General features: G+C 36.0%; 28 protein-coding genes and 1 riboswitch. Of the genes, 5 read left to right on the forward strand and 23 right to left on the reverse strand.

The window, feature by feature from the left end:
* Positions 1-237: 237 nt before the first annotated feature.
* The 9 genes from fni to prsW form a co-directional block, all read right to left on the reverse strand.
* On the reverse strand, positions 238-1,290 hold the full coding sequence (gene fni, locus MLD65_RS01520; RefSeq protein ID WP_243290257.1) for a type 2 isopentenyl-diphosphate Delta-isomerase: 1,053 nt from the start codon (positions 1,288-1,290) through the stop codon (positions 238-240).
* Positions 1,291-1,306: 16 nt separating this feature from the next.
* On the reverse strand, positions 1,307-2,455 hold the full coding sequence (gene rpsA / locus MLD65_RS01525) for a 30S ribosomal protein S1 (RefSeq protein ID WP_243290079.1): 1,149 nt from the start codon (positions 2,453-2,455) through the stop codon (positions 1,307-1,309).
* A gap of 147 nt (positions 2,456-2,602) precedes the next feature.
* Entirely contained in the window at positions 2,603-3,196 is a 594-nt protein-coding gene (locus MLD65_RS01530; protein WP_243290080.1) for a lysophospholipid acyltransferase family protein, read from the reverse strand.
* Positions 3,189-3,872, reverse strand: coding sequence for a (d)CMP kinase (gene cmk / locus MLD65_RS01535; RefSeq protein WP_243290081.1), 684 nt, complete (start codon positions 3,870-3,872; stop codon positions 3,189-3,191). Before cmk ends, MLD65_RS01530 begins: the two co-directional genes overlap by 8 nt.
* Before the next feature lie 167 nt (positions 3,873-4,039).
* Positions 4,040-4,231: a DUF5359 family protein gene (locus MLD65_RS01540; RefSeq protein ID WP_243290082.1), complete on the reverse strand. Its 192-nt coding sequence runs from the start codon at positions 4,229-4,231 to the stop codon at positions 4,040-4,042.
* 53 nt (positions 4,232-4,284) lie between these two features.
* Complete coding sequence (locus tag MLD65_RS01545) at positions 4,285-4,941, reverse strand: flagellar brake protein (protein ID WP_243290083.1); 657 nt, start codon at positions 4,939-4,941, stop codon at positions 4,285-4,287.
* 114 nt (positions 4,942-5,055) lie between these two features.
* A complete protein-coding gene (gene ypeB, locus MLD65_RS01550; protein ID WP_243290084.1) occupies positions 5,056-6,399 on the reverse strand; it encodes a germination protein YpeB in 1,344 nt (447 codons plus the stop codon).
* A gap of 15 nt (positions 6,400-6,414) precedes the next feature.
* A complete protein-coding gene (sleB, locus tag MLD65_RS01555) occupies positions 6,415-7,338 on the reverse strand; it encodes a spore cortex-lytic enzyme (protein WP_243290258.1) in 924 nt (307 codons plus the stop codon).
* Between the two features lie 208 nt (positions 7,339-7,546).
* Positions 7,547-8,215 (reverse strand): glutamic-type intramembrane protease PrsW, encoded by a 669-nt coding sequence (gene prsW, locus MLD65_RS01560; protein ID WP_243290085.1) that lies wholly within the window; start codon positions 8,213-8,215, stop codon positions 7,547-7,549.
* Between the two features lie 150 nt (positions 8,216-8,365).
* Here prsW and MLD65_RS01565 point away from each other — a divergent pair, with 150 nt between their 5' ends.
* Positions 8,366-9,331: an asparaginase gene (locus MLD65_RS01565; protein ID WP_243290086.1), complete on the forward strand. Its 966-nt coding sequence runs from the start codon at positions 8,366-8,368 to the stop codon at positions 9,329-9,331.
* A gap of 36 nt (positions 9,332-9,367) precedes the next feature.
* Here the strand turns inward: MLD65_RS01565 and MLD65_RS01570 are convergent, their stop codons facing one another.
* From MLD65_RS01570 to MLD65_RS18215, 9 genes are all read right to left on the reverse strand, one after another.
* A complete protein-coding gene (locus MLD65_RS01570) occupies positions 9,368-10,348 on the reverse strand; it encodes a YpdA family putative bacillithiol disulfide reductase (RefSeq protein ID WP_243290087.1) in 981 nt (326 codons plus the stop codon).
* Positions 10,349-10,451: 103 nt separating this feature from the next.
* The gene (locus MLD65_RS01575) at positions 10,452-11,708 is read right to left on the reverse strand and encodes a Glu/Leu/Phe/Val family dehydrogenase (RefSeq protein WP_243290088.1); all 1,257 of its coding nucleotides are present in this window, start codon (positions 11,706-11,708) and stop codon (positions 10,452-10,454) included.
* A 332-nt stretch (positions 11,709-12,040) separates the two neighbouring features.
* Complete coding sequence (locus MLD65_RS01580) at positions 12,041-12,625, reverse strand: genetic competence negative regulator (RefSeq protein WP_243290089.1); 585 nt, start codon at positions 12,623-12,625, stop codon at positions 12,041-12,043.
* A 160-nt stretch (positions 12,626-12,785) separates the two neighbouring features.
* Positions 12,786-13,181: a hypothetical protein gene (locus tag MLD65_RS01585; protein WP_243290090.1), complete on the reverse strand. Its 396-nt coding sequence runs from the start codon at positions 13,179-13,181 to the stop codon at positions 12,786-12,788.
* Between the two features lie 57 nt (positions 13,182-13,238).
* Complete coding sequence (locus MLD65_RS01590; protein WP_243290091.1) at positions 13,239-13,694, reverse strand: DUF2663 family protein; 456 nt, start codon at positions 13,692-13,694, stop codon at positions 13,239-13,241.
* 98 nt (positions 13,695-13,792) lie between these two features.
* Positions 13,793-14,467: a LysM peptidoglycan-binding domain-containing protein gene (locus tag MLD65_RS01595; RefSeq protein ID WP_243290092.1), complete on the reverse strand. Its 675-nt coding sequence runs from the start codon at positions 14,465-14,467 to the stop codon at positions 13,793-13,795.
* Positions 14,445-15,077 (reverse strand): CPBP family intramembrane glutamic endopeptidase, encoded by a 633-nt coding sequence (locus tag MLD65_RS01600; RefSeq protein WP_243290093.1) that lies wholly within the window; start codon positions 15,075-15,077, stop codon positions 14,445-14,447. Before MLD65_RS01600 ends, MLD65_RS01595 begins: the two co-directional genes overlap by 23 nt.
* A gap of 5 nt (positions 15,078-15,082) precedes the next feature.
* A complete protein-coding gene (locus MLD65_RS01605) occupies positions 15,083-16,573 on the reverse strand; it encodes a RecQ family ATP-dependent DNA helicase (protein ID WP_243290094.1) in 1,491 nt (496 codons plus the stop codon).
* Positions 16,573-17,637, reverse strand: a complete 1,065-nt coding sequence (locus tag MLD65_RS18215; RefSeq protein WP_243290095.1) for a YpbB family protein — start codon at positions 17,635-17,637, stop codon at positions 16,573-16,575. Before MLD65_RS18215 ends, MLD65_RS01605 begins: the two co-directional genes overlap by 1 nt.
* Positions 17,638-17,928: 291 nt before the next feature.
* Between MLD65_RS18215 and MLD65_RS01615 the strand changes: the two genes are divergently transcribed.
* Positions 17,929-18,177: a ferredoxin gene (locus MLD65_RS01615; protein WP_243290096.1), complete on the forward strand. Its 249-nt coding sequence runs from the start codon at positions 17,929-17,931 to the stop codon at positions 18,175-18,177.
* A gap of 59 nt (positions 18,178-18,236) precedes the next feature.
* On the opposite strand, the gene MLD65_RS01620 is transcribed toward MLD65_RS01615, so the two are convergent.
* Positions 18,237-18,821: an ECF transporter S component gene (locus MLD65_RS01620; protein ID WP_243290097.1), complete on the reverse strand. Its 585-nt coding sequence runs from the start codon at positions 18,819-18,821 to the stop codon at positions 18,237-18,239.
* Between the two features lie 156 nt (positions 18,822-18,977).
* Positions 18,978-19,110: riboswitch (FMN riboswitch) on the reverse strand.
* A 225-nt stretch (positions 19,111-19,335) separates the two neighbouring features.
* On the opposite strand from MLD65_RS01620, the gene serA reads away from it, so the two are divergent.
* Positions 19,336-20,907, forward strand: a complete 1,572-nt coding sequence (gene serA, locus MLD65_RS01625) for a phosphoglycerate dehydrogenase (RefSeq protein WP_243290098.1) — start codon at positions 19,336-19,338, stop codon at positions 20,905-20,907.
* Positions 20,908-21,063: 156 nt separating this feature from the next.
* Here the strand turns inward: serA and MLD65_RS01630 are convergent, their stop codons facing one another.
* Complete coding sequence (locus tag MLD65_RS01630) at positions 21,064-21,741, reverse strand: peptidoglycan DD-metalloendopeptidase family protein (RefSeq protein ID WP_243290099.1); 678 nt, start codon at positions 21,739-21,741, stop codon at positions 21,064-21,066.
* Positions 21,742-22,011: 270 nt separating this feature from the next.
* Here MLD65_RS01630 and phaQ point away from each other — a divergent pair, with 270 nt between their 5' ends.
* Together phaQ and MLD65_RS01640 are read left to right on the forward strand one after the other, a co-directional pair.
* Positions 22,012-22,464 carry a poly-beta-hydroxybutyrate-responsive repressor gene (gene phaQ, locus MLD65_RS01635; RefSeq protein WP_243290100.1) on the forward strand — a complete coding sequence of 151 codons (453 nt, stop codon included), beginning with the start codon at positions 22,012-22,014 and terminating at the stop codon, positions 22,462-22,464.
* Entirely contained in the window at positions 22,436-22,975 is a 540-nt protein-coding gene (locus MLD65_RS01640) for a hypothetical protein (protein ID WP_243290101.1), read from the forward strand. The genes phaQ and MLD65_RS01640 overlap by 29 nt, the downstream gene beginning before the upstream one ends.
* 429 nt (positions 22,976-23,404) lie before the next feature.
* On the opposite strand, the gene MLD65_RS01645 is transcribed toward MLD65_RS01640, so the two are convergent.
* From MLD65_RS01645 to MLD65_RS01655, 3 genes are all read right to left on the reverse strand, one after another.
* Positions 23,405-24,538, reverse strand: coding sequence for a hypothetical protein (locus tag MLD65_RS01645; protein ID WP_243290102.1), 1,134 nt, complete (start codon positions 24,536-24,538; stop codon positions 23,405-23,407).
* Positions 24,513-25,067, reverse strand: coding sequence for an RNA polymerase sigma factor SigX (gene sigX / locus MLD65_RS01650; RefSeq protein ID WP_243290103.1), 555 nt, complete (start codon positions 25,065-25,067; stop codon positions 24,513-24,515). Before sigX ends, MLD65_RS01645 begins: the two co-directional genes overlap by 26 nt.
* Positions 25,068-25,271: 204 nt before the next feature.
* Positions 25,272-25,847, reverse strand: a complete 576-nt coding sequence (locus MLD65_RS01655; protein ID WP_243290104.1) for a cob(I)yrinic acid a,c-diamide adenosyltransferase — start codon at positions 25,845-25,847, stop codon at positions 25,272-25,274.
* Between the last annotated feature and the right edge of the window lie 56 nt (positions 25,848-25,903).

Here is a 25,903-nt window from a genome sequence, read left to right on the forward strand (position 1 = left end):
CCAGCTTGTCTTTACGTCTTTGCCGATGGCGCCTTGCGCTGGACAACGAAATCTTAAGTACCGTCCAAACTTTTGCATACACGATATAAATTCTGATCCTGTAAGAAAGGACTATCTAAAAGTTTGTATTAGGGTAAAATACGCCAAAATTAAGACCGAAGGAATGCTGATTTCACAGCATTCTTTCGGTCTACTTTTTTAGTTTCAGGGCGTAAATACTACTTTTCGGACAGCCCCTTAATTGCGGTTCGCGTATCGAGTTGTATCAACATTTCGTTCTTTTAACCAATGGTATGTATCACCTTTAATGACAAGCGGCACACGTTGTAATGCTGAAATTGACTTAACACCTAGAGCGGTCATGATCAGCGATAAATCTTCATGAAATTCTTTCATCTTATCTAATAGTTTTTCAACACCTTTTTGCCGTAAAAGCGTTAAAACATATCCGGCCATTCCGACGGATGATGCTCCTAGTGCAATCGCTTTCGCTACATCAAGAGCATGATTGATTCCACCGGTTGCTATTATAGAAAGTGGTTGATTAATACTTGCCACCTCAGCGATAGTAGCCGAAGTTTCAATCCCCCAGTCTTCAAAAAACGCTAGATGTCGCATACGACGTTCATTTTCAACCTTTGAAAAATTTGTTCCCCCATATCCACCAACATCTACTATGCTTACACCTGCTTCATACAGCTTTAAAGCTGTTTTACGGCTCATCCCATACCCTACTTCTTTGACAATGACAGGCACTTCAATTTCATTAACAATACGTTCAATTCGTTTTAAAGCGTTTGTAAAATCTCGATCACCTTCTGGCATTACAAGCTCTTGAACAGCGTTTAAATGGATTTGAAGGGCATTTGCTTCAATCATTTCAACAGCCTGTTTAGCTTGTTCAACCGTTGCCTCACTTCCTAAGTTTGCAAAAACCATTCCTTTTTGATGAATTTTTCGAACAATTTCAAACGATTTTAGTTCGTTACGATCTTTAATAGCCGCCATTTGAGAACCAACGGCCATTGCCATATTTAATTCTTTCGCAACGAGAGCAAGCCCTTCATTTATTTTTAATGTTTCACTGCCACCACCACCTGTCATCGCATTGATAAAAATGGGCGAACTTAAAAATAGTTCGCCCATTCTGACAGATAGATCGACATCTGAAACAGCCATATCCGGTAAACTATTATGTACAAACCGAATATCAGAAAGACCATTGCCTCCGTTTTTCCTTGTTTGTATTGCATAGTTTATGTGGTCAATCTTACGCTGCGCTCTATCCAATGTCATCACCATATTATCATTTTTTCAGTTTGTTTAATTGATCTCCAATCATTTCTCCAAGTTGGAATCCTGCCTGCTCATCTTTCGGTTGATATTTTTGATAGTTATCAACTTCTTCTTTTGGACTTTCTTCTAATTCTTTCATACTTAAAGAAATGCGCTCATCTTCTTGATTAATATCTAGAACTTTTACTTTCACCTTTTCGCCTTCACTTAACACCTCATGCGGTGTTCCAATATGTTTATTGGAAATTTGTGAAATGTGTACAAGACCTTCTACACCAGGAAAAACTTCAACAAACGCCCCAAAGGAAACAAGACGCTTTACCGTACCCTCTAAAACATCGCCAACTTTTACTTTTTCGGACACTTGAGCCCAAGGTCCAGGTAATGTTTCTTTAATGGATAACGAAATTCGCTCATTATCACGATCAACGGATAAAACTTTCACTTTTACTTGTTGCCCTTCTGATACAACATCAGACGGTTTATCCACATGAGTATGTGAAAGCTGTGAAATATGAACGAGTCCATCAATTCCACCAATATCAACGAAAGCACCAAAATCAGCTATACGTTGTACCGTTCCATCTAATACATCACCTGGCTGAATATTATTTAAAATATCTTGTCTTTTATCTGCTTGCTCTTTTTCAACTACAGCTCGGTGAGATAAGATCACACGGTTTTTCTCACGATCAAGTTCAACCACCATTAAAGTTAATGTTTTTCCAAGATATTCAGAAAAGTCTTCCACGTAATGTGCTTCAACTAATGATGCTGGAATAAATCCTCGTACTCCTAAATCAACAACTAAACCGCCTTTTACTACATCTTTTACTTCTGCTTCAAAAATTTCTTTTGATTCAAATTTTTCTTGAAGCTTCTCCCAAGCTTTGTCGGCATCCACTTTGCTTTTAGAAACGATGATGGCTTCATCCTCAACTTTCATTACTTTTAATTCAACTTCATCATTCTCTTTTACTACATCTGAAGCTTTTTCAATATGTAAGCTAGATAATTCGCTAATCGGGATAATACCTGGTAATTTACAGTTTTCAATTTCTACAATCACTTGCTTTTCTTCAACTTTTGCAACAGACCCTTTCACAATGTCACCTACTTCAGGTGATTGAACTTCAATATGATTCATCTCTTCTACCATTCCAATTACCTCCTTGGTCAAGCCCTATCAACTCAACATTAAAAGTTTATGTAACATTCCATCTAGTAAGCATTGTTCTAAATAGAATGAAAAATACCTCTTTTTAATAACTTCTAACAAATAGCACCTTTTGTCAAGTCATACCTTCTATGAACGTTGATGATTTTCTAATAAGTTTCGAATTTCATTCATAATAATTTCTGTTGCTTGTTCAGCTGATACTTTTTGTTCACGATATTGAGTGAAGTCTACCGGTTTTCCATAAACGATTTTCAATTTTTTGAACGGCTTATAAGGACCAATAATTGCACAAGGTACAATATGAGCATTTGAACGAAGAGCAAAAAAGCCAGCTCCTTGCATTCCTTTCCTTAATTCACCTGTTTTACTGCGTGTTCCCTCGGGGAAAAGCCCTAGTACTTTCCCCTCTTTTAATATGTTTAACCCTTTGCGAATGGCATCCCGATCTGCCAAACCACGCTTAACGGGGAAAGCCCCTAAAGATGGAAGAATTCTTTTCAAAATAGGAACAGAAAAAAGTTCTTCTTTTGCCATAAAATGAACAGGTCTTGGTGCTGTAATCCCAACTGAAGGGGGATCGAAATTATCAATATGGTTCGTACATAATAACACCGCCCCCTCTTTTGGAAAATGCTCTACACCAATCACTTCGATTCGGTATAGCGGTTTAAAAACAGAATAAACAATTGATCTTGCAACATAATAAAACGATTTATTCATCCTTATGAAGCCTTCCTTCAATTATGTCTTTGATCTTGTTCGCTACCTGTTCGATGGATAAAGAAGTTGTATCAATTTCAATGGCATCGTCCGCTTTTTTGAGAGGGGCTACCTCTCGTTCGGAATCAATCTTATCTCGCTTTCGAATATCTTCTTTTAATTGCTCTAAGTCCGACTCGAATCCTTTTCGAATATTTTCTTCATAACGTCTTTTCGCCCGCTCCTCGACAGAAGCTTTTAAAAACACTTTTACTTCAGCTTGTGGTAATACGTGTGTACCAATATCACGCCCATCCATGACTACACCACCACCTACAGCCATCTCGCGTTGACGATAGACCATTTCTTCACGTACCTTCAGGTGTTTCGCAATGATCGATACATTGTTCGTTACCTCATTGGAGCGAATAATTTCTGTCACATCTTCACCGTTTACAAGAACTTTTTGACCGTTCTCATCAGGTGTTAATTCAATTCGAAGGGAAGATAATAAGGTTGATACATCATTTTCATCTTCAATATTTACTTCATTTTTTAAAGATGCATACGTTAAAGCACGATACATCGCGCCAGTATCAATATAAATATAAGATAAATCTTTCGCTACTATTTTTGCAACAGTACTCTTTCCTGCCGCAGCAGGTCCATCTATTGCAATCGAGATTTTCTCCTTCATAGTTCCTCCTCATTTACTGCAAATTTACATGACTTATGTTTTTTCTATTAACAAAAGGTATCGTTCATTTCCTTTGCACCTCATATATTAATATGCTTTAATCAGAAATGGCAATAAGGTGATGGAAAGTCAACACATTCAAATATTCAGAAGTTGACACCCGTGTTTCACTTTACGTGAGATGGTTTAGTTAATGTTTCAATCCATTCGTTAATGGACATTTTGCCAACTCCTTCGTATTGAATAACCTTCGATAAATAAGGTCGAACGGAATCTTGATGCATAAATGCTTGTGCCATAAGGAGAAGAAAAAGGTGAATAAGCAGTAATTTCATTAAGATTTTTTCAAAACGTTTCATGTTAAATCTTTCCTATCGTTTTTACTACCTATTATGTTGGAATTTCTTCCCCACTATTCAATTATCCCTTGCTTTTTTTGTTGCAATTGGGTTTCAAAACAAAATCTCATAATCTTTTGCTGACTTTTTTTATCAAGCTCTAAAAACTGTAAGGAAGCAATTCGTTGTTGATGGTCCCTTTCATCTATTCTCACTACATGTGCTAAAACTTGTAAATATTCGATGGAGCCATCTTGAAAAGGTAAAACAAGCCAAAGCTTTACATCAATACCCTGAATCAAGTCAGCCTGTTCGGGTATAAAAATTGCGACTCCACCGCCACTAATATTATCAGTAATGGTTGTAAAGCCTTCAAATTCATTATTGATTGAATGTACTGCTACATCATTACGTGTATCAATTCGGACAAACTGCCGCCTTTGAATATGCTTTACTTCATGTTCTTTCGGTTCCTTTAAAATAATCATTGGAATATTTTCTTTTTTCTTCCCAATAACGAATGTCTTAAAGCGAAAGACTTGGTTATTTTCTGTAATAAATGTAGCTAATAATTCTGTTCCTATATGTAAAAACGCTGTTCTCCCCGTATCTTCATTAATCGGGAAGTTAATAAGCAGCCTATCTTCTTCCCGATCTAGTAATTTACAGCGAAGAAGTTGTTTTTTACTTGATAATACTTCAAGTGTCATGACACTCCCGATGCTTAACATACAAAATCACTCTTTCATTTATACATCCTTATAATTCCACTCTATTCTATTAAATCATGGAATGAAAAAAAGGAAAAGCCTTTCGTGCTTTTCCTTTCAATTCCTTTGTATTCTTTACATTTCCTTAAAGATTGGTTCGGCATTTTTTAATTTTTCAACTTTCTCTTCCGTTCCATCTGTTGCATTAATAAAAATTCGATACGTATCATCATTTATCGTTCCTAAAAATTCGTAACAGAGCACTTCTTCCCCAAGATCATTTGTAATCACAGCTAAACGCTCATCTTGAATGTGAACATTTGAATTAATCTCTTTCCGAGCTTTATCCTTTGAGATGCTTGGTTTTGGAATCACACGTTCTTTATTCGCTACTAAATAGTCACGTCCAGAATATCCGATAATTTCACCATTATCTAAGGCTACTTTCATTCGTATCGAATTCGGATATAACCTGACCCCATCTTGAACGGTTACAAACGTAAAAACACCTACATGATCATATTGAGCACTTTCAAATAGTTCAAGGCCTGTAAACCGGTGTTTTTTTAAAAATTCAAGCGCATGATTGGATGCTTCATTTAAACTAATTTTTTGTTCCTTGATGTCTCGATTGTGTAATAAGTAAATAGGAAATCCACCTTTTTTCGTAATATCCATATATAAATCATGTTTATCTTCTTTATCGTGCATCGTAACACTATAAAATTCAAAAGAAGACCCTTTTCCACTTTCCGTTATATGGATTCGATCTACATTATTAGGAGCAAATTGAGCGGCGATTTTTTTCACCTCTTCTTTTGATATTGTTTTTCCCTTCAAATGGTCAAAGGTGTTCTTTGACTTTTGCATGGACGTCATCGTAGGACCGAAGTTGGATTCAGAATAAGCTTCAACATTTTTTTCTACCGTTTTCAGCCCATCAATAATTGTATTATCCATTTGTTTCTGCCCAGAAGCTAAAGCCAATTCTACATCCATCCAACGTAAGTTGTTTTCTAATACGAGATGCTGTACTTTTCGTAATTCGTTTTGAATTTCAGCGGCTTGTTTATATAAAGTATTTAACGTTTTATATTCTTCTTCTGTCAATGGTTTTTTCGATAAATCTCTTACAGCTGTTCGGTAGCTAAATGTACCGATATCTGATAAAAATTCTTCTGTTTTATTAAATGGTAATAATGTTAACGGAAGTTGTCCTACATCACTATGGGCTTCAGACGTAATACGCCAAACGTCTGCTAATGCTGGAGATAAGGAATTTCGAGAATTCATGGCAAGAGTTGTACCGATTTTGTCATGTAATTGATCAATTTGATACGTTAAATCATGAAATGCTCGCTGATAGTTATTTTCAGCTTGTATAAGGACTGCATTTTTCTCTTGATGTTCTTTGTATCCCCAATAACCCGTTCCAACAAGCGCAACTGTTAAAATCGCAATAGCTATTCCACGTATCATGTTATACCACCTCTCTTATTCACAGAAAATATGTTTTCCGATTTGCTTAATTTGTGGCCGTGTCCAAATCCATGCACTCGTTGCTGTATTCGGGTTAAAATAATACATAGCATTTTCAGTTGGATCCCATCCATTCATAGCATCTAATACAGCTTTTTTAGCTGTTTCATTCGGTGTTAACCAAATTTGACCATCAGCAACCGCTGTAAACGCACCAGGTTCAAAAATGACACCAGAAACTGTATTTGGAAAAGAAGGACTTTCAATTCGATTTAAAATAACCGCTGCTACAGCAACCTGACCGATATATGGTTCACCTCTTGCTTCTCCATAAACAGCATTTGCCATTAATTGTAAGTCATTTTGAGAAAATCCACTCGGCATATTCACGGCTGTCGGTTGACTTTTCTTTTCATTCGCCGTTTGTTGTTGCTGTTTTTTCGGTTGCTGTTTCTGCTTTTTAGGTTGTGGATCTTGTTGCTGCTTTTTTGGCTTAGGATCTTGCTTGTCTGTTTGTTCCGTTTGTTTTGGCGCTTTCGCTCTTTTTCGTTTCGCTTCTACCTGTTGTCTAAACTTCGCCCTCATTGCTTCTGATGGACCCGTTTGAATATCTAAAGGTACGCCTCCGTAATGAGAAAAATCCTTCCCTTGCTTCAACTGTTGCATAACGAAGTCACGGTAATATTTAGTTGATCGTTTCAGCATATTTTTTGTTTCTTCTCCAACTAAACCGTCAACCTCTTTTAATCCGAAGTCATGTTGGAAATTACGAACAGACCAATACGTTCCCCAACCATACACACCATCAATTTTCCCATGATAATATCCGTTATATTGAAGCCTTGCTTGTAATTCAATGACATCATCCCCTACAGCTCCACGCTGGATGACTTGATTAGAAAATGCTTCCGTATTCTTTGTATTCATTGTAAAAATCATACCAATTAAGAAAAAAGCGAACGTTATGAGCAGGAACTCCCTCATTCTTCTCATCATGTTGCCTCCTAACTAAATCTTCTTACATGTATTTTTTGTAGAGTTTGGTATTTTATACAGGGGTCAGACGCTTGGTAAATGTTGGAGGGTATGATTAAATCCAAAAAAAATTCCCCTTTCTTTACAAAAGGGGAATTTCTTATCATTCAAGTTATCCAGAAATCGTTTCGATACGTTTTTTATGAATCATTCTCGCCTTTTTTGCTTTATGAAGTCCGAACGCCCATAAAAAAACCATAAACAACGTGACCCACAATCTCCAATCTTCATATGTTAAAATAATAAAGTCATACATTCCATGTAATAGAAACGGTATGATAAGCGATAATAATAACCATTTCGCTTGTTGATTCGATGAAAATTTTCCTTTTCCGAAATAATACCCCATCAACACACCAAACAGCGCATGGCTAGATACAGGTAATAATGCACGAGCTAGTGCGAACTCGACACCATTCGCAATAAGGTATAAAATATTTTCAAGTGTTGCGAACCCTAAAGATACGGAAGCTCCGTACACAATTCCATCATAATGTTCATCAAAATGAAAATGTGAATAAATAGTAAAATAAAAGATGAACCATTTAAAAAACTCTTCTAGTAATCCAGATGAAATGTATGCTTTTAACAACGGGGAGGTAATAATCCCTTCTACCTCCAAAACATATTGAATAAACATGATGGGAAACACTAAAAGGGCCCCCATAATAAATGCACGTAATACGAAGGAAAGTGGTTCCATTTCATATTGATCTTTTAAATAAAAGTATGAAAGGATGGCCAATCCTGGAGCAATCCCAGCCGAAATGATACCGAACATTCGTGCGCCTCATTTCTCCGTTAATCTAGTTAAATGGTAACACGTAAAAGAGAAATTGAAAATCGCTAAAGTGAAACTTCTCATTGTGTGTCAGTTTAGATTTGGTAAAATAGAAACGATTCATCATCATCTGCTTTAGGAGGTATTTTCATGAAAAAAATTTTAGTTATACATACTGGTGGGACGATATCTATGCAAGAAGATGCTTCATCAGGTGAAGTAAAGCCTGGCGATACGCATCCTCTATCTGACCAGCATTTACCTATTGAAAATGTATCAATTGCCGTTAAAGAATTATTCCATCTTCCCTCTCCCCATATAACACCAAGAGAAATGCTTGTTATTAAAGAAACAATTGAAAGCGAATACGAGCATAACAAAATAGATGGGATTGTCATTACCCATGGAACAGATACATTAGAGGAAACAGCATACTTTTTGGATTTAACATTACAAATTCCTATTCCTGTTGTCGTTACAGGTGCGATGAGGTCGAGTAATGAAATAGGATCAGACGGTCTATATAACTTAATTTCTTCCATTAAAGTAGCCAGTTGCGAGGAAGCCAAAGGTTTAGGTGTGTTAGTCGTGATGAACGATGAAATCCATACGGCTAAAAATGTGACAAAAACACATACGAGCAATATCGCGACATTTCAAAGCCCACAATATGGACCGCTTGGGATTGTGAATAAACGAAACATTTCTTTCCATCATAAACCGATTACGAAAGAATCGTACCCAATTTGCAAATTAACAAAAAACGTCGTATTACTAAAAGCTTACGCTGGAATGGATGAAAGCCTTATCGAAGCACTTACACCATTACATGTAGATGGCATTATTATTGAAGCTTTAGGACAAGGGAATCTCCCTCCGGCCATTGTTCCTCCACTATCTTCTTTTATAAAGAAAAAAGTTCCGATCGTCATTGTTTCCCGATGCTTCAACGGTATTGTTCAGGATGTATATGCTTACGAAGGCGGAGGCAAGCATTTAAAAGATTTAGGCGTTATTTTCAGCAATGGATTAAATGGTCAAAAAGCCCGTATTAAATTGATGATTGCATTAGAGACAACAAAAGATTTACAAAAGATTAACGAATTGTTCTCATAATGAAAGACACGGCGAAATCGTCGTGTCTCATTTTCATTAATTTGAGTTTCGCAATCTATTTTGTAATGTTTTTGCAATCCGTTCGCCATGAAAACGTCCATTTTCAATAAAGATTTCATTCGCATTATTACCTGCTGCTATTACACCTGCAATGAAAATTCCTTCTACATTTGTTTCCATCGATTCTTCTGAATAGTAGGGACGTCCTGTTTCTTGATCAATCGATACATTCATTTTTTTCAAAAATTGATGATCAGGATGATACCCTGTCATCGCAAAAACAAAGTCATTTCGAATTGTTTTTTCTTCTTCGCTATTTACAATATACGTTACGGTCTTTTCCGTTATTTCTTTTACAACCGCTTGGAATTCCATTTTGATTCGTCCGCTTTTCACAAGTGAATCAAATTCAGGTAAGATCCACGGTTTAATGCTCGGAGAATAAGATGAACCGCGATAAAGAACCGTCACATGAGCCCCTGCTTTTACTAATTCTAATGCGGCATCCACACTTGAATTTTTCCCGCCAATTACGACTACATGTTTATCAAAATATGGATGGGCTTCTTTAAAGTAATGTGAAACCTTTGGTAAGTCCTCACCAGGGACATTCATATAGTTAGGGTGATCATAATAACCGGTAGCTATGATTATATAGTTTGCTTGATATGTGTCTTTAGAAGTTGTCACGATAAATGTATTATCTTCTTGCTTTTCTACCTTTTCGACTTTTTCGAAAGCTTGAATTCGTAATTTCTTTCGTTTAACAACTTCTCTATAGTAAGCAAGCGCTTGATTCCGCACGGGTTTCCGATTTTCTGTAATAAAAGGGACGCCCCCAATTTCTAGCTTTTCACTAGAACTGAAAAATGTTTGATGTGTCGGATAATGATAAATTGCATTGACAATATTGCCTTTTTCAATCACAAGTGGTTTAAACCCGACTTCTTGTAGTTCAATTGCAGCTGATAGACCGCATGGTCCTCCCCCGACAATAATGACTTCTTCCTGCTTCATGTATTCCACTCCTTATATGTTAAAAAACAGGGAAGAATCCCTATTTCCGTACAAAAAAAATCTCCTATCTTATGATAGGAGATTTTCTGTATAGTTGCAAATATTAAATCCAACCTCTAAAGCGAGATGCTTCCGCCATTTTACGCACTCCAACCATGTAAGCGGCTAGTCGCATATCAACTCGGCGATTATGGGAAGTTTCATATACATTATTGAAAGCTTTCACCATTACTTTTTCAAGCTTTTCTTCAACTTCTTCTTCCGTCCAATAGTATCCTTGGTTATTTTGTACCCATTCGAAATATGAAACGGTTACCCCACCTGCACTAGCTAACACATCAGGAACGAGAAGAATGCCGCGATCAGAAAGAATTTGAGTTGCCGCTAAAGTCGTTGGTCCATTGGCTGCTTCAACTACAATGCTTGCGCGAATATTATGGGCATTTTCTTCTGTAATTTGATTTTCAATTGCTGCAGGTACTAATATATCGCAATCTAATTCTAAAAGCTCTTTATTTGAAATTGTATCTTTAAACAGTTTCGTTACTGTTCCGAAACTGTCACGACGATCTAATAAATAATCAATATCTAAACCATTCGGATCATGTAGGGCGCCATATGCATCGGAAATACCAATTATTTTTGCACCCGCATCATGCATAAATTTTGCTAAATAGCTTCCTGCATTTCCGAAGCCTTGTACAACAACGCGTGCTCCTTCTAAAGAAATCCCTTTCTTTTTAGCAGCTTCACGAATACAAATTGTAACCCCTTTAGCCGTAGCAGATTCACGGCCATGCGAACCACCAAGAACGAGCGGCTTTCCTGTAATAAATCCAGGAGAATTAAATTCATCAATTCGACTGTATTCGTCCATCATCCACGCCATAATTTGTGAATTGGTAAATACGTCTGGAGCCGGAATATCTTTCGTTGGCCCAACGATTTGACTAATTGCTCTTACATACCCCCGACTTAACCTTTCTAACTCTCGAAATGACATATCTCGCGGATCACAAACGATGCCGCCTTTTCCCCCACCGTATGGCAAATCAACGATTCCACATTTTAGACTCATCCAAATAGAAAGCGCTTTAACTTCTTTTTCAGTAACACTTGGATGGAACCGTATACCTCCCTTTGTTGGTCCAACAGAATCGTTATGTTGTGCCCGGTAGCCAGTGAAGACTTTTACAGAACCGTCGTCCATGCGTACAGGAATTTTCACAGTAAGCATCCGCATCGGTTCTTTTAATAACTCGTACACCTCTTCGGGATACCCAAGCTTCTCTAACGCTCTATGTATCACCGTTTGTGTAGATTTTAGGACGTTATGTTTTTCATTACTTTCGGCTACCATACTATGTAAACCTCCTACTTTAATCATTCAATGGAAAGATGTATTGCTCCACCTTTCATGACATAGTATACACCTTCCATAAATATATGCAATATTAATTTCTTTGATTTAAATAATTTTTCCGAATCAATAGTAAGCGATTTCAACATTTGCTATGATAGTTTATATTATCTCTTAACGATAAAAGAACATTCATTGAAATACATTAGGGACTGTCAAAAAAGTCCATATTCGAGTAGAATATACAAAAATGAAGACCTAAAGAATGCTGTAAAATCAACATTCTTTAGGTCTATCTTTTTTAGATTTTGTAGCGTAACTACTATTAGCCCCTATTTATTAAAATATTTACATATTTGTTCGATCGCATCGCCATCCATCAACCGTCTCCCGTATTCATGAAGGCGATGAATCGTAATCGGTGTGGAATTCCCGTACTCCGCTAATATACAAATTAGCGAATCGACTGAAACAGGCTGCCATTCATCTAATAATAAATAAAAATGATTCTCGAAAGAATATAGCGTACCACCTTTAATATTTATACGATTTAAAGTTTTTGATAGCGCAATGACATCTTCAAAATCATTAAATTCAAATAAGATATCATGACTTTCATCCACTTTTACTTCCATTTCTAAATAATCATCTGAAAACTCATCATCTTCTTTTTCATCGTGATGTTTTGTCACGATGATAACCATTCCTTGCGCTTGAAGAGAGTACACTTCTACAGCTATTGGTCCATGTGCTTCAAAGCCTAATTCCTCGCTTGCTTCGTTCATCATATCGCGGAAAAGCTGATGAACCTTGAGCGAGTCTTTCCAAAGATCTTCTTTCGTTAAGCCTCGTTCAAATAAATCATCTTGCGTTAAAAAAATTTTAATTTTATTATAATTCAGACGCTCAAGTCGCATCCTTTTCCCTCCTGCCGTCACCCATCAGGCCTTCTATAATGTTATTGTATGAGAATCTTTGGAGATGGTTCTTTAGTTAGTAAACAGTTTACAATGAGATATGAAGGAAGACAAGCTATAAAAGGTATCTTTGTGAAAAGGAATGCGTAAAGGGGCCAAATTATCTTTCCAATTCAATTTCTTTTGCTACTTTTAAATCAATCGATAGTAAGCTATAAACGACAGAAAAAATAAATAATAAGAATGTTTCCACTCCCCCTTGAAGAAATAAAACATAAAATACGAAGAATACTGAATAGCTGAGTAATAATTGTAGTCCATTCCACCGTTTCCGTTTTATTAGCTCGTAGGTTTCCTCAATAACATGCTTGAACATATAAGCATTTGCTAAAAAACTGACGAAAAAAAAGACCATTGCGAAAAAGAATTGAATTGGATCTAATATAAGCTCAAGTAAAAATTGTGTCATGTCAAATGGCTTTTCAAGAGCTAACGAACGGATATACATGTAACCGCATGAAAATCCAATGAATACTGTAATTATTTTTCCAAACATAAACTCCCCTCCAATTACACTATATGTGTGGATAGGGAGTTGATGATGCGTTCAATATTATTTACTTTCAAAATATAAATTGATATCATATTTATTTTTCATAAAAGTAAAAACTCGATCTCTTTCCTTCCATGCTTCATCAGAATTCCAAAGGTCTGTACTTTTATCAATAATTTCGCAACGTAAATCATGAAATTCTTTTTCTTTTTTTTCTTCTTTTTTTTTGTAAAACAAAACAGACGCATAACTACTTCCAATGAATAAGACAAAAAAGAGATGAAACAGGTTATTGATAAACGATTGAAACATGTATCCGATATGACCGTTATTCGGAAGAAATAAAAAAAAGTATCCATAAATGAACAAGAATACGCATGACGAGACCGCAATCATTTGCCACATAAAGCATTTTGATTTCATCGTATCGTATTTATGTTTTCTCTTTACGAGCTCCTGAAGCATATTTTTTGTCGGTTCATCCGTAAATGGGAGTAGTTTTATTTGATTTTCCATCCATTTTAGACCCCATTCTTCAAGTTTTAGTACAAGTTATGTATGAGAAATGAAAAATATGAACAAAACTTGAAAATGAACGGGTTTTCTTATACTCGTTATTTTAACGGGATTTTTAATAATTGCCCAACGTATATGTCATTTCCATTTAGCTGATTATAGTCACGAATGATTCGCTCACCATCACGACTTCCATAATACTTCATTGCAATTCGAAATAAATTCTCACCAGGTTGTACTTCATGAGTTATCACTTTTTGTTCGGATGGTTTCTTTACACTTTTTTCTTCGGGCACGACATCATTTTTGCCAAAACCCTTTTGAGTTGTTTCTTTTTGTTGATTGACTTCTTCGTGATCATTTTCTTGTTGTGAAGGCTTATCTTCGTCTACTTGTTCTGAAGATACATCCGTTTCTTCATTTGTCTTTTCTTCTGTTTCTTCTTGGGCATTCGTTTCCAATGCTGGATCATCTGGTGAATCCGTTCTTTTACTAAAATTAACAATCACAGAATCTCCGATCGTTTCCTCTCCTATATTCGCACCATTTTTTTGCTCCAAATAGTACATAATGGATAGAACCATAAAAGGAAAAAAGATAAAAATTATGACAAGCAGGCGTATTAACGGATACTTCATTTTTAATTTAGGTTTGGACTGTTTTTGTTTATGCACTTCACGTCGAGGAGGGTATGACCCTGTTCTTTCTTTCACTTCATCGATAAGTTTCTCTCTTAAAGATTGCGCCTGATCACTTCCTACTTTCTTCGTCATCGTTAAACGTCTCCCCCCGCTGAATTTTAATCGATTTCAAATATTGAAAGCGAATATGTAAGGCAAAAAGAAAATCAATTAAAAAATGACTAAACATCGTTGTAAGCAAATTGTTCGTAAGTTCGAAGACAAGCCCTAGCAAAAAACTAATAGCTGTTACTAGTATAAATAGGAACCATTTAGACAAATAACGTATATGCAATATCGCAAAAATAACACTCGCGATCATAATCCCAAATTTCGTTTGCAATACGCCTCGAAAAAGGATTTCTTCTGTAAAAGCAATGATGGTCGTTAAAAATAGAATTTCTAGTATGCTTCTTTTTTGAAATAATCGTTCATTAACTCCTCCGTCATCCAACATGTCGGCAGGAAGTATTTTCATGAAAAGAAAGTCGACAATGATCACTAAAAGAGCTAATCCTCCACCGTATATAATTATTTCTGCAAAATCCAATTGTACGAAATGAAAGAGATGATGAATATCTTTAAATAAGAAAAAATACAATACGACCGATATAAAAAATAGTACGGCTTGTGTCAATAGTAAATTGACTAGCAGTTGTTGATCGTTCATTTGTTTTATCGCTTCTTGTTGCCTCTTAAACACATTTATCACTCACTTTGGCGAAACATCCGCCTTAATTCTTGTTTCCAATCCATGAAATGCTTTGTATCCTCTAGTTGATTCATTCGTTTATATACATCCATATTGATTTGACAAATGTCGCAGCAATTTTCCGGCTTTTCCTCCAACTCTTCACCGAAATAAGTAAGAAGCGTTTTACGTCGGCATGTTTTTTCATGTATCCAAGATATAAAGGCTTGTAGTTTTTGCTCTTTAATAGTGAATCTTTCTTTCATGTTAAGTTGAATTGTTTCGAGCATGTTTTGTGGAGATAGCTCCTTCACTTGTCGAATTAAGTGATCAAGATAGCGCCAACCTGTTTCAGAAAGTCCTAGCTGCGTCCACTCTTCCTCTTTCAAAAATTGTTTTTGGTTAAGACGTGAATGTTGAGTGAGAAAGGATAAGACATGTTGAATAGATGATGTTGGTAACACTTCTGATTCGATAAGTGATTTTGGTACTTGTTCATCACCATTTGCCCATAACATTATAGCAATGCTATTTTCACCATCTCTTCCAGCTCTCCCTATTTCTTGAATATACGCTTCAAAGCTTTGCGGAATATGGAAATGGATGACAAAACGAATATTCGGTTTATTAACGCCCATACCGAAAGCGTTCGTCGCAATAATATAAGAAAGTTCATCATAGATAAATTGTTGTTGAATTAATTGACGATCCTCTTTACTCATTCCACCGTGATAATATGCGACACTCTCAATTCCGCTTTCTTTTAAATGCTTAGTTATTGTTTCGGTCCACGAACGGCTCGAGCAATAAACTATACCAGAGCCATCAAGCTCATACATCCATTTCACAAGTCGTGCCATCTTCTCTTCAACGCTTTCACACTTTTCAATTGAGAAGGCAATATTTGAACGATTCATCGAATGTATGTGATAGCGTGGGTGCCTTAAGGAAAGGCTTGTCACAATATCTGCAATTACTTCCTTCGTGGCCGTCGCTGTTAATGCAAGACAAGGAGGATCACCTAGTTGCTTGCGCACTTCACCTAGCTTTGAATAGTCGGGGCGGAAATCGTGCCCCCACTGTGAAATACAGTGAGCTTCATCGACGACAAACAATGAAATGCGAGCTTGCTTCAATCGTTTTAATATAAATTCGACCTGTAATATTTCTGGAGAAACGAAAATAAATTTATAGGAATCGAGTGTCTGAAACACGAAATGTCGCTCTTCTTGATCTAACATACTATTAATGGCAACAACTCGTTTTTCACCAAATAGTTGCAACTGCTGTACTTGATCCTGCATTAAAGAAAGTAGAGGTGATACGATTAAAACCGCTCCTTTTAATACATAGCCTGGAAGCTGGTAACAAAGTGACTTCCCTCCACCTGTCGGCAATAATCCAATTACATCTTTTCCTCTTATAATCTCGTCAATGATATCCTTTTGACCAGGTCGAAATGTTCGATATCCAAATTTATTATGTAATAATTGTTCAACTTTCTCCATTACGCTTCCCCCTTAGCGGCAATCGCCATGGCGAGACGAATATGGAAATAACTATATTGATTTTGTAAACTTTCTTTAATGATCCTAAGTTTACTCGTTTTCAACTCCCTCATTTTTCGCCAAATTTTTTCAATGTCATCTTGATGTAGAAAACTAGACACATTAAAATTAGGAACATTTAAGGCAATTTCAACAAAATGATCTTCAATTGTACTATGCTTTAAGTTTCGGATTTGTGCGATTTCATCAATGTTATACCCCTTTTGCCAGTAGGAATACGTTAATTGTGTGGAAGCGGTTAACGTATGTTTTTTTATTTGACCGTTCATAATACCAGCTATAATCGGAAACTGAACCGGTTTTTCTTGTATTGTCATTAATATATAATGAATGGTAGCAACAAAACGAATATATATATATGTTGAATCCTCATTCATCTTATTGGCAATTTGTTCGTTTGTCATCCCAATTCTTTTGTAACCTGTTAATCGATACATAAAAATTTGAGCATCTTTTTCGTGTTTATTTTTTAATAAATGATGTAGCTCTTTGTAAAGTTCATTGACTAATTGTTGTTTCGTATAAGGGAGTGAAAAAATATACGTTTTAACAAATTGTAATACATCCAATTGTTGTGATAGTGGAATATAGTTTTTATGACCATAAGATAAGTTCGATAGTGTTTGTACAAGCAAAGCGAATCGGTTCCAAAAAAGACCCGTTTCATTTGAATAGGTCCATCCATTTAATGATTGTGGGATCGGAGATTTTTTTAGCTGCTCGAATAACTCATTATCACCCACTTTTGTTAGACAATACTGATTTTGCTCGATTTTTTCAATAAACGCGTTTTTTTTCAAGTATTCAATACTGTCCATCAATGTTTGTCGATTAAGTGTCGGGAATAAGCCAAAGAAATTCGAAACATGAAAGATTATCCCATCTTGGATGGTTTGTGATGATCGTTTCCCTTTTAATAAATGATAAACCGCTGAAATGGTTCGTTCATGTCGGAACTTTTTAATCAAAAATAGCGTAATAATATTAAAAAAAGAATGACTCACCCACATCACCTTAGATAATTTGACATTTTTCGATTGTATGCCATTATTTTATCAGATTTGGAACAACAAATGGTGACAAACTACGTAATGTAGATAGTAGAATTTCCCCAACCCCTTGTGTGATAAGGATTCTCAATGACTTTACTATTGAAATGTTTGTTATTCCATTTTACAATATGGTTAAGGTTCATGTTTCCATTCTTCAACTAGATGAAAGACAACGATCTATTGAAGTTAAAATATTTTTTAATACGCAGGATTTAACTGCTAAATTTTTTGGGAGGGTTTTTGATGGCTAAATATACAATTGTAGACAAAGATACTTGTATCGCTTGTGGCGCTTGTGGTGCAGCAGCTCCAGATATTTATGATTATGATGATGAAGGGATTGCATTTGTCACATTAGATGATAACCAAGGAATTGTTGAAATACCTGAAATCCTTGAAGAAGATATGATGGACGCATTTGAAGGATGTCCTACTGATTCTATTAAAGTAGCAGATGAACCATTTGACGGCGACGCCTTAAAATTTGAATAGACTAAAAAAATCCCTGCATGAGTGTCAGGGATTTTTTTATTCCAAACGAAATCTCTGCATTAGGCAGGGATTTTACGATGAAGCTTATACTCCATTGGTCGAATGAGTTTATGATATAAGAAATAAAACAATGTTGTAACGAGTAATCCTTTTATTAAATTAAACGGTAAAATACCTGTTATAATTAATAATTTTACATCATGCGATTGCATTTGTGGCATATTTAAGAAATAGGTGTAAGCAGGAAGAATAACAAAGTAGTTTAACAAGGCCATTCCTACAGTCATAAAGATCGTCCCTACTACTAATCCAATAACCGCTCCTTTTAATGATCGCATTTTCTTAAAAATAAAAGAAAACGGAATAATGAGAAAAACGCCTGCAATAAAATTCGCTGCTTGGTCTATAGGTACACCCGTTGCACTTGATTGAATAAAAAAGTGAAGAATGTTTTTAATAGCCTCAACAATGATACCTGCTACAGGGCCGAACATAATGAGTGCAATAATTGCTGGAATATCACTAAAGTCAACTTTTAAATACGGTGGTAAACCTGGCAACGGAAAGTTTAACACCATTAGAATAAATGAAATACTGCTTAAAACACCAATAAATACAAGTTTAAACGCTTTTGATTGAAACATATTTTCCCTCTCTCCTTTTAAGATTCACCTTAAAAAAGAAGGAAGGTTCAAAGTGACCAAGCAAAAATGGAAATAAAAACCCTCTACAATATGATGTAGAGGGAGAATTGCAGGCCAAATAAACGTTTGAATAAACCATTTTTCAAACGTGTGAACCTTCATCTCCTCCCATCCAGACTATACTGTCGGCTCTGGAATTTCACCAGATCCTGCCACTTACGGCTCGCGGGCTCTAGAATCACGATTCTTTACCGCCGGTCGGGAATTTCACCCTGCCCCGAAGATGAACCAAATATTTTGTTTTCAAGATAATTATACATAATTCTACCTTGATTGTGAATAAAACAGCTTTTTTTCTTTTAAATTGTTTTTTTTCTTAAAAACATGAAATACAAATAACGTAAACGCTTTCAATCTGTAAAGTTTTAAACCTTGACAAAAGTAACTTTAGTAAGTTAAAATTATCAGAAATTTCATTATTGCGATACTTACTAACATTAGGGGGATTAGCTAAATGTTCCATGTACTTGTTTCTGATGCCATTAGTTCTATCGGTTTAAAGCCATTATTGGAGTCTTCAAATGTGCAAGTTGTTCAAAAAAAGATTGACGAAGTAGAAGATTTAACTCGTTTTGATGCACTATTAGTACGAAGCGCTACAAAAGTGACGAATGATTTATTAGAAAAAATGACAAATTTAAAAATTGTCGGTCGAGCAGGAGTCGGCGTTGATAATATCGATGTGGAGGCTGCTACAAAACACGGAATCGTTGTCATTAATGCGCCTAATGGGAATACGATTTCAACAGCTGAACATACATTTGCTATGATGATGGCACTATTACGGCATATTCCCCAAGCGAATGTATCGGTTAAGTCCGGAGAATGGAATCGGTCGGCCTATGTTGGTACTGAGCTCTACGGAAAAGAACTCGGTATAATCGGTCTCGGACGCATCGGGGGAGAAATTGCTAAACGGGCAAAGGCTTTTGGTATGACCGTTCATGTATTTGATCCATTTTTAACGAAAGAGCGTGCGAAAAAAATTGGCGTTAACAGCTACTCATTAGACGAATTGCTAACAAATGCAGATATCATTACAGTGCATACTCCTCTAACAAAAGAGACGAGAGGACTATTAGGAAAAGAAAATCTAGCAAAGACAAAGCAAGGTGTGTATTTATTAAACTGTGCTCGCGGTGGCATTATTGATGAAGAAGCACTGATTGAATTTATTGAAAAAGGACACGTACGAGGTGTTGCCCTAGATGTGTTTGAAGTTGAACCACCTGTTCATAATAAGCTTCTTGAATATGAACAAGTGATTGTCACACCACATCTAGGTGCTTCAACGAAAGAAGCTCAGTTAAATGTGGCATCTCAAGTCGCAGAGGAAGTGCTGAAATTTTTAGATGGACATCCTGTATCTTCTTCCATTAACTTACCAACGTTATCAAAAGAAATATACGAAAAGATCCAACCATTTTATAAGCTTGCCAAAAAAATTGGCTCACTCGGATCTCAATGTATGAAAGAGCCTGTAGCAGAAATTGAAATTGCTTACGAAGGTTCTGTAGGTGAATTAGAAACCGCTTTTATTACAAAAAGCTTTCTCTCTGCCTTTTTAAATGAACGTATTGCTTCTACTGTCAATGAAGTGAACGCTGGTATTATTGCAAGTGAACGTGGTATTAACTATAGTGAAAAGATTGTCTCTAACACTTCAGGATATGAAAATTGTATAAGTATTACAATTAAAGGAGAAACAAATTCTTTTAATGTTAAAGCGACATACATCCCTCATTTCGGTGAAAGAATAATCGAAATTAATGGATATGACATTGACTTCTATCCAACAGGTGTTTTACTATATATCCAACATATTGACCAACCTGGTGTCATTGGTCGCGTTGGAAATGTTTTAGGTGAACATCATGTCAACATTGCGACAATGCAAGTTGGACGAAAAGAAGCAGGCGGAGAAGCAATTATGATGCTATCCTTTGATAAACCGCTTGATGAAGCATTAATTCAAAAATTGTCTTCATTTGACGATATTGTTTCAATACGGACGATTTATTTATAATGTAAAAAGCCAGGCGAATGGATTTCGACTGGCTTTTATTTTTCGTTTTGAAAAGATCTTCCCTCAAGTTTAAAAATGTCAAAAAAGCTGTGGACATTTGACGAAACCTACATAACTCTCTCTGATTTAGTTCAAAGTCAATTAAGGGGCTTCCACTTATGTATAAATCATCAACTCTTGATTTGGATAAATTGTGTGTGAAGATAAACCGTTCCACTTCATTAACTTATCCACTGAAACATTGTATTGATTAGATATTCTCCACAATGTATCTCCATGTTTCACGACAACAATTTTCACTTGACTAGTTACCTCTGCCACTCCACCATAATCCGTTTCATTTAAGGCAAGTAATGGATCAAATGCATTCTTTTTATCAAAAGTCCAGCTACCTTGATGTGCTTCAAAATGAAGATGAGTACCAGTCGAAATACCCGTGCTTCCAACTATACCAATTACTTGACCTTTTTTCACTATGTCTCCTTCAGCAACATGGCGTTCACTTAAGTGAGCATATACCGTTTCAATTCCACTTTGATGAAGAATGAAAATAACATGACCGTACGAATCTGAATAATAAGAACGATTTACGCGACCTCCATCAACACTTTTAACCTGTTCTCCTTCTTTTGCACCAATGTCAATTCCCTTATGTTTTCCATTCCTTGTTCCGAATTTATCGGTTAAAACACCGTCAATCGGCTTTACCCACCCATCTATATTCATCTTCGAATTAGTTTCTGCCAATGGTTCCAAAGATTGAAGCATTAGAATGCAAAAAAACAATCCTAGTAATACCAATCTACTTAATGTACGGTAAATCTGCAAAAACATATAAATCCTCCCGTTCAATATTTCACCTTGAAGTTTTGAAGCCAAGTGCTTCCATCAGTTATTTGTAACCTATTGACCCTTAGTTTCTCGTACATTACTAGTGTGTTTGTCTATTTGTTATTTCATACATAAAAAAACAGAAAAAGGATTATACACCTCTACGATTAGAAAATTCACACTATTTAATCGTTTTAAAACTATTCTCTTTACAAAACACCACCTATATGTGTAAAATACATATATAAGCAAAAAATTATTGAGGTGTTTTTTGTGACTAAAGATAAAAAAGAATTTTCAGTTAGTCCTTCTAAAAACTTTATTTTACCATTTATTTTATTACTGCTGAGTCGAATGTCCCTTCATGGTTACGAATTAATTCAAAAGTTGCACTCTTTTGGTTTTCAAACGCTCGATCAAGGGAATTTGTATCGTTTGTTACGTAGTCTTGAAAATGATAACTTAGTCATTTCAGAATGGGATACAACAGGAAGCGGCCCAGCCAAGCGCCTTTACTCCATTACTGAATCTGGGAAAGATTACTTAAAAACATATGCAAACCAACTGGAACATTATCAAACCTTGCTCGATCAATTTTTTAATATGTATTCAAGTATCCTTGAGCTCTATTTACCTTCTTTTCCGAAGGAGGACACTATAGAGAAACAATCTACCACTAATAAGGGGAGGAATTCAAATGACACAAAGAAAGACAGCAACAAATAAAGAAGAAAAATATGTAACAGACTCATTTGTTGATGGACTATGGGATGTATATGAGTCTGAATTAAACCGTGCAAGAAATTTTGACATTAAACAACAGGATGCCTATTTAAGTGCATTAAAAGAAGCAACAAAATTTTCAAAAGAATTTCGTAATACGTTAAAAAGCCTTTATACAGAAGCAAGCAAAGTAAACACTGCTATGGCAACTGAATTCGTAAATAATGCTACAGGTAATGTAGATCAATCATCTAAAGATAGTCAAAAACAAATACTCGACCTTGCTACCCAGTTAGAAAAACTTGCGTTAACTCCCTATCAAGCATCTTTAGACCTAATCGATCGAGTGGAAGAAAAAATGATCGAAAACAGTGAAGCCTATTTCGATCATGTGCGTCAGAGTCGAAAAGTAATGGTACCTCATACAGATGAATACTTAAAGCTAGTCAAAGAAAACCATAAAAAATTTACACACCTTTTTGAAAACAGCTTCCGTGCATTCGTTAACAGCTAAGAACAAAAATGTGAGAGCTTCGCTAAAGTGGCGTACAACTGTACCATTTCAGTAGGAGATAAAGGAAATTCGGGCGAGTAAGTGAATAGATGTTGATTCCCCCAGAATTTTTTCCTACATGATAAAGTGAAACTTCATTCAGTGGGGGTTTTTTCATCCCCCACTAAATGTTAGTCCCTGCGGGATGCCTAAAGGCCCTTGTGACCCACAGGATGTGGCGCTCTTAGTCTGTGTTCATTTTTTTCGGACCTTTACGGGCATTTGTCCCCCACCTATCTTCTTTGCTTTTCTACAGAATCTTGAGGTAGGGGTTTTACCGCCCGTTAAGAGTGGGATAAAGGTTTATAAAAAGGGATCAAACTTAAAGGCAGGTTTGATCCCTTTTTATAATAATAGAAAGCAGAAAATGGATAATCAACTCTTTTCTACTTAAGAAAAGTCGTGTATAGATACAGGATTAGGAGAATAGGGGACCTTTATTGGCCCTGTAACATCCATTTCGCCAATATATGCTCGATTTAACCCTTCAAACTTAACATAGTTAAAACCAAATTCTTTTGCTGTCATAAGCATTGCTTCAATCATAATAATCGCCGCATCTTCATTCAAGAAGTCTGTGACTTCTTCAAAAGTAACTTTTAATAGCTGTTGGTCTGCTTCAACCTTCTCAATCACAATATCCGGTAAAATTGTCGGACTTAATGCTGAATTAATTTGTCGGTCTCCCCTTTTCATTGCTTGAAAAGCTTCACCAATTGTCTCATATGACTGGGAGGATGGGACTAAAAACGAACGATTCACATCTTCAGGTTGAAAAAGAAAATAGCCTTTCTTTAATAATTGCTCGATATTCACCTCCGTCACTTTATCACCGATTGGAAGTTGAATACCGGGTTGATGATTGGTAAACAATTTGACTTTATCGTAATGTTGCCACCTAAATGTTTCGCGGAGTATGTTTTTAAATGTTTGCCTATCGTACGTCATGTTTTTAATATTTTCAGGTGGAACATTCATCTGTACGATAGAGTCGACGTCAAACATTTCCGTATTCTCTAGTTCATTCGTTTCAAGTCCGTATTCTTCATCATTAAATTGTTGTATTAAATGTTGAACTTGATTTGCAGGTGGTTCCTTGCCATTTCCAATAAAGCTAACGGGTATGACAATTTCATTTGTTTCATCCAAAAAACCAACTGTCACAATTTGAGATGTATTCTCGTGAACAACGTAAGTCTGTTGAGGACCGAGTGTATCCTTTGCTGACGAAAGTGGTGCCATTTCTTTTGAATATTTGTGTGCACGGCTTTCCTCAGCTAATGATGCACCACTCATTTCCGTTGCTTGCTCTTCATTGTAAAACAATGAGGGAAAGGAAATATAGACAAACAAGAGAAGCGCAGCAAAACTAAAAGTAGGGAAGAGCCAATACAGTTGTTTTTTACGCTTTCGATGTTGAATTTGTACCCAAATCTCCTTCTTTCCCCTCGTATCTTCGATTTTAGGCAATTCATTCAACAATTGCTTCACATTGTCGTCATTCCACCGAAAGTTTTTGGTCATGGGAATCGACCTCCTGTTCGTCTTTAATCCGTTCCATTTCTTTTTTTAATGACTTAATGGCCCGATGCGCGGTCGTCTTCACTTTACTTTCTGTCCACCCTAATATAGATGCTGTTTCGGAGATCGACAAATCTTTAAAATAACGTAATAAAATAACGGATCTTTGATTCACATTACATGCATCAAGCGCTTTATATAATAACTGAATGTCCTCACGCTCAATTGCAATTTCTTCCGGTAACGGGCCTTCGTCCATGATAGATGTTTTTTCAAAATCAAACTTTTCAAGTATGCGCTGACGGAGAGATTTTTGTTTCCGGAAATAATCTATGGCAACATGGCGTGCAATTGAAAACAGCCATGTCTTTTCGCTACTTCTTCCTTCAAAACGATTGTAAGATTTTAATACTTTTATATACACATCTTGTACTAAATCTTCGGCAACATTTTTATCTTTCACCATGTAGAATAAAAATTGAAAAAGATCATGGTGATACTTTTCATAAAGCTGCTCGAAAGCATCCTCCATGTATTACCCTCCGTTCAAAGTATTTGTCGAAAGAGACGGTAAAAAAGTTACATCACTCGAGTGTGCTCAAAGGGAGGACGTCCGTTCGGATCAAAAGGCTAATGACGATCGAGATCCGAATGACAATGAAATGCGTCTGATCATTCCTCTCATATTTAGCAACTGTTAAAATTAGACAAAAAGAAAGGGCCCACTATTGTGACCCTATTGTTTTTTCGAACGAAAAACTATCGCACTACGTTCATATTCAATATCTTTTTTACCTGAACGGTTATTAATGACACGAGCTAACGCAAATAAATAATCGGAAAGTCGGTTCATATATTTTAATACCGGTTCATGTATTTTTTCAACTTTTTGTAGTGAAACAATCATTCGTTCTGCTCTTCTAGCTATCGTTCGTGCAATATGAATGGTGCTTGCTGCTTCTGTTCCACCTGGTAAAATAAATCGTTCAAGTGGTGGAGCTTCTTTTACGTATTCATCAATTCTTTGTTCTAAAAACTGCACCATCTCTTCCGTTGTTTTAAATGGATTCTTTTGTTTCTCATAAACAACGGCTAAATCCCCACCGCAATCAAATAATTCATGTTGAATTTTTTCTAACTCGTTATAAATATCACGAAACGGCTCACTTGTCAATTTTGTCATCGCTAATCCAATAAAAGCATTGAGCTCATCGATCGTTCCATATGCTTGTACACGTAAATCGTCTTTATCAACACGTCCTCCAATAATACTCGTTTGCCCTTTATCACCCGTTTTTGTATAAATATTCATCCAATCTCCCTCCCCAATTTCACTTCTTTACATTTCATTTTATAGAATTTTACGAA

This window comes from Bacillus sp. FJAT-47783 (assembly GCF_022808615.1).
Classification (GTDB): Bacteria; Bacillota; Bacilli; order Bacillales; family Aeribacillaceae; genus Bacillus_BZ.